At 24.1% G+C, this 862-nt stretch carries 1 protein-coding gene; it reads right to left on the bottom strand.

Annotation, left to right across the window (positions count from 1 at the left end; translation table 11 throughout):
• Positions 1–862, bottom strand: an 862-nt coding sequence (locus tag B6S12_RS11290; protein ID WP_181451054.1) for a hypothetical protein, incomplete at both ends; no start/stop codon positions are given.

Raw genomic sequence — 862 nt, 5'->3', positions numbered from 1 at the left:
CTATTTCATCATAGGCAAAATAATCATCTATGCTAAATTTAAAAATGCCATTATTACCAAAACTATAATCATAATAATCTTTAAAATAACCTTTTGATGTTTGTTCAAACCCCATATCAAGCAATATTTTTTCATAACGCCTATTTATTTCTTCGTTTAAATTTCTATAATATATTTTTGTATCATCCATATAAGCTGCAGGATTAAAAAGAAGCTTAGTTTCATCTTGAAATACACCATAAGAAAGCTTTAATAAGAAATCTTTCAAACTCCAAACCAAATAAGCATAAAAATATTCATCATCAAAAGTGATTAAATAATCCTCATCTTTTTTATTTTGTTTTGCTAGATAATCAAGCATAGTAAGTAGTATTGGTTCTTGTTTAATATAACTTTTATCTTTAAAATTATTTGCTTGTTCTTTTGTAAGAATGCCAAGATTTCCTAATTCATCATAAATTTCATCACTAAATACAAAAGGTTTTATGCCATAGTCTTTATTGATTGTATCAATATAATTTTTTATCATATTTACATTTTTACTATGAATTGCATTCACATAAGAAATGATTTGCTCTTGATTTAAAATGGTTGTATCTTTTTCTATTTTGCATTGATATTCTAAATTATTTGGACTTTCAAAATAATAACCCCCACCCATACCATCATAATATCTAGGTTTAATATAATTAGGATTTTTATTAGCAAGCCATAAAGGATTTTTTATTCTTTTAACTTCTTCTTCTAAATTTTCAAATTTAGTGGGTATGTATTTTGGGATAAGTTTATTACCTTTTTTATCAAATATAATTTTACCTAGATATATGCCAAATTTTGGGTTATACCATTGATCAAGTTTATT

The sequence above is a fragment of the Helicobacter valdiviensis genome (assembly GCF_003245365.1).
Classification (GTDB): domain Bacteria; phylum Campylobacterota; class Campylobacteria; order Campylobacterales; family Helicobacteraceae; genus Helicobacter_D; species Helicobacter_D valdiviensis.
Note: the sequence above shows the minus strand (reverse complement) of the source record. Positions and strands in the feature narration are given on the sequence as shown.